This is a genomic window from Serratia sp. 2723 (assembly GCF_050434425.1).
GTDB lineage: Bacteria > Pseudomonadota > Gammaproteobacteria > Enterobacterales > Enterobacteriaceae > Chania.
On sequence record NZ_JBNDIN010000009.1, the window covers coordinates 192,174 to 198,618 of the forward strand.

General features: G+C 33.4%; 5 protein-coding genes. 4 read left to right on the forward strand and 1 reads right to left on the reverse strand.

All coding sequences use genetic code 11. From position 1 onward, the window contains the following. Nucleotides 1-331: 331 nt before the first annotated feature. The 3 genes from ABIE29_RS15445 (at nucleotide 332) to ABIE29_RS15455 (ending at nucleotide 4,088) form a co-directional block, all read left to right on the forward strand. Nucleotides 332-502 (forward strand): hypothetical protein, encoded by a 171-nt coding sequence (locus ABIE29_RS15445; protein WP_429619626.1) that lies wholly within the window; start codon nucleotides 332-334, stop codon nucleotides 500-502. Nucleotides 503-594: 92 nt separating this feature from the next. Beyond that, nucleotides 595-1,494 (forward strand): HamA C-terminal domain-containing protein, encoded by a 900-nt coding sequence (locus ABIE29_RS15450; protein ID WP_429619627.1) that lies wholly within the window; start codon nucleotides 595-597, stop codon nucleotides 1,492-1,494. A 5-nt stretch (nucleotides 1,495-1,499) separates the two neighbouring features. Next, complete coding sequence (locus ABIE29_RS15455; protein ID WP_429619628.1) at nucleotides 1,500-4,088, forward strand: DEAD/DEAH box helicase; 2,589 nt, start codon at nucleotides 1,500-1,502, stop codon at nucleotides 4,086-4,088. 83 nt (nucleotides 4,089-4,171) lie between these two features. Here ABIE29_RS15455 and ABIE29_RS15460 read toward each other — a convergent pair whose 3' ends face one another. Beyond that, nucleotides 4,172-4,969, reverse strand: a complete 798-nt coding sequence (locus ABIE29_RS15460) for an abortive infection system antitoxin AbiGi family protein (RefSeq protein ID WP_429619629.1) — start codon at nucleotides 4,967-4,969, stop codon at nucleotides 4,172-4,174. 304 nt (nucleotides 4,970-5,273) lie between these two features. Here ABIE29_RS15460 and ABIE29_RS15465 point away from each other — a divergent pair, with 304 nt between their 5' ends. Beyond that, nucleotides 5,274-5,894, forward strand: coding sequence for a recombinase family protein (locus ABIE29_RS15465; protein ID WP_414824214.1), 621 nt, complete (start codon nucleotides 5,274-5,276; stop codon nucleotides 5,892-5,894). The last annotated feature ends 551 nt before the right edge of the window (nucleotides 5,895-6,445 follow it).

Sequence of the window (6,445 nt, forward strand, 5' to 3'; positions counted from 1 at the left end):
ACTTAAACATTCATGCCATGTATCTATTGAGTGAAAAAACCAAACAATCCATTCTTGTTAAGATTTTGTACTGATAATGGTGGTGGATACGCAAGAATAGTCGAGATGTAATCCAAAATGATAGTTTATCGTTGGTATAATAGTTGAATCCCGATATAAAAATGGCTATCCAAGCTGTGCTCTAATTTAGTAACCATATGGGATTATTAACATGAAATTTATTTCATAATGAGGTTTTTTATCAGCATTTTTTTGGAGGAATTGAGATTACTTAGTGCCACCGTTTCGATGAAACATAGGGCTACTACGCCGAATAACGATGAGAGTGTATATGACGGTAGTTGAGTTTAATACCAATAAATTGAAGGTATTGTGTGGCGGCAATGCGATGAATCAACAGGAGCTGACGTTTGCAGCAGGTTGTGACTATGGGGAGGGCAACACAGTTGTGATTTCGAAGATTATAGGTAAAAGTAAGATTCAAATTGAAAATTATTCTTGACTGTGTTTTTATACAGTATGTATACTGTGAGTATAAAATCGACAAAAGGAAGCATACATGATAAATTTAATCCATGATAACAACAAGGTATTATGGATATGTTGCTGCCTATACGAGTCAACAAACGATTTTTAAATTTATTTAGAACAATAAAATTAGATAGATCTCCGCAGCAATCAACCGTAAACTTGCATGTACTTGATATTGTAAGTAATAGCTTTATATATGACAAATTAGTTGAGGAGTTGAGAGAGCTTATTGTTTGTTATGTACATTCCAATAGGCGACTGGCAGAATTCAACAAAATTTATCCGGCTTATAGTCCCAAACCATATTTAGAAGCAATACAAAAATTTCGTAATTATACTTCTAATGAAGGGGAGCTTGGAGAATTGTTACTATATGCATTTCTTGAGTCAAGTCTCAATGCTCCCAAACTGCTGTCAAAAATGGAGTTAAAGACAGATGCAAATGACTATATAAAGGGTTCTGATGGTATACATTTATTAGAAGTAGGCAATGGTTACCAATTGATTTTTGGTGAATCAAAAATGTATGCAGATCTTTTGGAAGGTGCTCGTGAGGCATTTGATTCTATCGCTGAATTTAAAATCAATGGCCTAGGATTTGAACGAGGATTAATAGATACTCATGTAATAAATGAAATGGTTACTGAAGAAGGTTATGAAACGATAAAGTCTATCTTGCTTCCTTCTGGAGATGATGGACCTGATCTAGACTTATCTTTCGGGGTTTTTCTCGGTTTTGAACTACCAATCGATAGCACTCAGTTATCCATGAAAAATAGTGAGTTTAGAGAGTGGGTACATTCTGTTGTACAAAGTAATGCATCTCGAGTAATTGATACAATTCAAAAGCGAATTATAAAACACAACTTATTTGGTCACGAGTTTCACATATATATCGTTCCTTTCACGGAAATAGATATTACCCGTAAAAAATTAATTCAAGAAATGCTAACAATTGGATAAATTTTATGAGCGAGAACAATCCAAAAAAAAACATTCAGTTGTCTGTTCTCCTTTCAAAGGATGCTTTTGACAGCCTTTATTTCAAGGAAATATGTAATTTTATAGGGGGCTTATATGATGAGCAATTATTTAATGCTCATAGGAAAGAGATAACATTAAAAAATGATATTAGAAAAATAGAGCATGCTTTACGCTTTGCTGATGTATTATCGCATTCATCTGTAGAAGTGCATCGGTCTTGTGCTTTTGATATTATAAGTAAAATCGCCTCTTTTCATTCTAACGATCCATACTTTAAAATAGTAGGAACAGCAGTGATAAATAGATTAGGGGTGTATGCAGCAGAAAATTTGATATCAAAAGGTGTACAATTACCGTTAGATCGTGAAATAGATTCAGTAATAAAAAAGTCGGTGCAAAAAACAGAAGTCGACGGAATATACTTCACTGACAGACAATATGAACTATATCAATCATTGACTAAGGCCGAAACGTTAAGTTTTGCAGGGCCAACATCAATGGGGAAGTCTTTCGTCATAAATGCATATATTAAAAAAATCGTATCAAATAACTTAAATAAGAACATTGTTTTAGTTGTGCCAACAAGAGCACTAATTAGCCAAAATTCGCTTAAACTAAAAAGTGAACTCAAAGATATGATATACTTTAAAAAATATGAGATTATAACAACATCTTATATGCTTCGGGACTCAAATAAGAATAATGGCTTTATATTTATTTTAACTCCTGAAAGGCTAGTTAGCTTGTTCAGTACTGTTCCAGAGATAAGTATTGATTATCTATTTGTAGACGAAGCTCAAAAACTAACAACAAAAAATGATACAAGAAGCCTTGTAACTTACTCAGCTATAGAACAGTCACTTAATTCAAATCCCAATATTAAATTATTTTTCTCCTCACCTAACTTATCTAATCCTGATATCTTTAATAATCTTTTTAACAGGGAAAATGCAGAAACCTATCGTAGTACTGAGGGGGCGACAGCTCAAAATCTGTATTTTATTGACCTGCTAAATAACCAGTTTAATTATGTTGATACGGGCAGTCAAAAATTAAAAATAATAGAAAGTATTTTTGAAAGTTATAAAAACGCAAATGATGTTATTTACAAAATAAATAAAGGGAAAAGTAAAATAATTTATGCTGGAGGTATAGAAAATACTCTTGAGCGAACGAGAGTTTTCCTTCGATATATTAAGGAGAATACAAATAGTTTTAAACCAATGAATGTAGAGATTGCTGAACAAATCAGAGAATTCGTGCATGACAGTTATGAACTTGCTGATGCAATTTGTTATGGCGTTGCATTTCATTTTGGAAATCTGCCGCAATCAATAAGGGACTTAATTGAATATCATTTCAAAATAGGAAACATTGATTATCTCTTTTGTACGTCGACTCTCCTTGAGGGCGTAAATTTACCTGCAAGATCGGTGTTTATTCTTACGCCAAAAAAAGGCTCGAGCTATTTTGAAACTGTAGATTTTTGGAATTTAGCTGGAAGGGCCGGTAGATTAGCAATGGAATTAGCAGGCGATATTTTTTGTATTAAAGATGATAACAAAACATGGACTAAAAATGCGGTCAGTAAACTTATTCTTTCTGATAAAGATGATATCCAGCTAACGCCAAGCTTTTATATTGATGATGTCAATAAGATTGAAGATCTAAAAAGTATTATAGATACGGGGTCAACGGATAAAATTAAGAATGCTGAATTCTTAAGAACATTAGGTGATATGATTCGAATAGATACAATGAGGATAGGTAAAGAGAACAACCTTCCTCTTATAAACTATTTTAGAAATAATGGGAATAACGATATTGTTTCATGTGCAATGAATAGTACAACGAATATTAAAGTCCCGTTAAATATTCTTTTAGCTAATAGTCATATTGCTATAAACTCTCAACATAATGCATTTAATCAGATTAGTAATTACTCTATCAATGAGTTGAAACTACAATGGAAACCTACAAACGAAGAAATTAAATCAAAGCTAAATTTAATATTTGAAATTTATCAGATTGATAAATACAGTACTGGTAAAGATCGTCTCAATTCTAACGCAATACCTTACTATGCTGTTATTCTTTCACAATGGATGTATGGTAATAGTCTTAGTGAAATAATAGCAGGGGCAATTAATTATTATAAATCTAATAATAAAGATATATACATAAAAGGAAAACTGGAGCCTTTTGATACTAATAATTCGTCACATATAACTACTTTAGTTAACAGTACAATTAAAGATATTGAGTTAAAAGTTGGGTATCAATTACAAAATTATATATCACACTACTGTCAACTTCTTACGCATGTGCTGCATAGTAACCCTGGGGCTAACTGGTCGCAGTTTATCGAGTTTGGGTCAAATGATCCTATAGTTTGGCACTTACAATTAATGGGGTTCTCAAGAGACTGTGCTGTATTTCTCAAAAGGAATTATGCCAAACATTTGAAGCTAGAATCTGAAAGTAACATATTGCATGTAATAGATAGGGAAATTATAAAAAATAGTGTAAAAAACAGTAAACTGTACGCTTTAGAAATCAAAGCATTATTATAGCAATGTTATAAGACCACATACAGTGGTCTTTTTTATCAGAAACGCAGAATTTAAAATATTTATAATGCTACGGAATAACTTAATTACAAGTCTTCAAAAATATTTGATGTTACAAATATCTTGGAGAGAAGCTTGTTTCTGTATTTTACAATGCTATTTTTATTTATATGTGAAATTAGTCTTTCTAAGTATAAATCATCTTTTACAAAGATGTACCTAATATCATCATAAGTGAAGGTAAGTTTTGATTCGGGATAATGTTCTATTTTATCATTCCCAATCTGTTTGTTTGCGGACAATCTTATGGGTACAATATCGGAACGTATATCTGGAACGTACCTCCATTCATTTTCGTTTGCAAATCTGTAGTTCTTTTCAGTTTTTTTACCTTTGCGAACTAAATCGGCTTCATAGTTCTTCATATATCTTAAAGGATTGATAAGATCTCTATATTGTGCTTTGCGGTTTGAGGCCTTATCAGTGTTACTATGATTGGAGATGTGTTCCTCTTTGAAATCACGCAATGCTGCATTAAAATAGTCAACCATCGAGCAATTTTGATTAACATAAAAAACAGGATTTAGTCCTTTTTCAATTCCCCATGATTTTTTCAATCCAATCCCAAATCCCCCATATCTACCTGTATGTTCTGTAAGATGAGAGAGTCTAATGTCACAAAATGATACCATTGGTATTGCGAATTTCCTTGGTCTTTCATTTTTACCATGAATTTTTTCGGTTGAATGTGATACTTTAAAAAATGAGCAATCTAATATTTTAGTTAAAGCACTATAGTGTTCAGTGAAGTGAAAAAGAGTGCTTGGGTAAAGACTTTTTTCCTTTGTTACTTCTTTTCGGTATTCATCGTTTTGCCTTGTCATTTTTTTTCCTATAGATCAACTTTCATCTGTTGATATTATCAGAGTTCGCTATATATTCTCAAGTCAGCAGTTCAAAGCATCACGTAAGAAAAATCATGTAAGTCTTAACAATATATCAAATTTACAATGATATATTAAAATAGCTTGAAATAAAGAAGGTATTAGTCGGTTACTGATGTTTTTTAGGTATACCCAAAAGGGACCTGTAGAATCACTAACCATTTTGGTTCATTAAATACTCTTTACAACTTAAAACAGACTTTATATAATGAACCATATAAAACAGACCGTATGGTGATTCAATATGCGTGTGTATGCTTACCTCCGTGCTTCTACTCAGGAACAAGATGCAACAAGAGCCCAATTTGAGCTTGAAGAGTTTGCACAGTCGAACAACTTCCGAATCTCGAAGTTCTTCATCGAGAATGAATCTGGTGCTAGTTTGCAACGTCCTGAGCTTTTCCGTTTACTTGATATAGCAGAACGAGGCGATGTTCTACTGTGTGAGCAGATCGACCGTGTATCAAGATTGACCAATGAGGATTGGAAAAGTTTAAGGCGGATTATTGAAAGCAAGGGAGTTAGGCTCGTCTCTCTCGATTTACCAACAAGCCACCAGCTGTTGCATAGTACGGATGAGTTTACCCAACGTATGTTCGAAGCTTTAAACAGTATGATGTTAGATATGCTTGCAGCTATAGCTCGCAAAGATTATGAAGATCGCCGCCGACGCCAGAAACAGGGAATTGAGAAGGCGAAAGCCAACAATAGCTATAAGGGTCGTCCTGTCGATCAGGAGTTGCATCGGAAGGTTGAAGAATTGCTCACTGATGGGAAAAGTTGGAATAAGATTCAAGATCTTATTGGATGCTCGAGGGCCACAATTGCCAAGGTATCCAAGAAATTAAGTACTGAACCAAACTAGTAATTTCAGATTGTATACTTTGATGATATGGTAACACATTGATTGTATTGCAATATTTTTACTGAATCCGTTCGATATCTCGATGGTTGAAAAGATCAAAAAATGCAGAGACTGAAAAAAGTTCTCTGCATTAAAGTATACTGCATTATTAATTTTATGACTACATTTCCCTGGTGCTGGCTTAATAATGTCTACTCTTCAAGTTTCATTAGTTCATCTGTACTCAAAGTTTGAATGTAGGAACTATAGCTATCAAAGCATGTATCGAACATCTTGGGCCTATTTTTATATCCGTTTTTAGTACTCCATAGTTTTAGTCCAACAGATTTTCCTGATTCAAAGCTATCTTTATCTAAACTTCCCGTATCGTTGATCTTCCGTTGGAAGTATTTTACTGCTGGTCTTGCTTCTTTACCAATGTTTGAATTTGGCTGATATTCATAAATGCCTTGGTACTGTAAGTATCCCGCTTAAACGGCCCATTCACTTTTAGAGATCTTCCGACATACTGATGATGTCACCTGAGGAGATCCTTATGCGCAAGATCCGAT

Coding starts and splice junctions, on each gene's coding strand:
- ABIE29_RS15445 (WP_429619626.1), top strand. CDS start 332: ATGACGGTAGTTGAGTTTAATACCAATAAATTGAAGGTATTGTGTGGC.
- ABIE29_RS15450 (WP_429619627.1), top strand. CDS start 595: ATGGATATGTTGCTGCCTATACGAGTCAACAAACGATTTTTAAATTTA.
- ABIE29_RS15455 (WP_429619628.1), top strand. CDS start 1,500: ATGAGCGAGAACAATCCAAAAAAAAACATTCAGTTGTCTGTTCTCCTT.
- ABIE29_RS15460 (WP_429619629.1), bottom strand. CDS start 4,969: ATGACAAGGCAAAACGATGAATACCGAAAAGAAGTAACAAAGGAAAAA.
- ABIE29_RS15465 (WP_414824214.1), top strand. CDS start 5,274: ATGCGTGTGTATGCTTACCTCCGTGCTTCTACTCAGGAACAAGATGCA.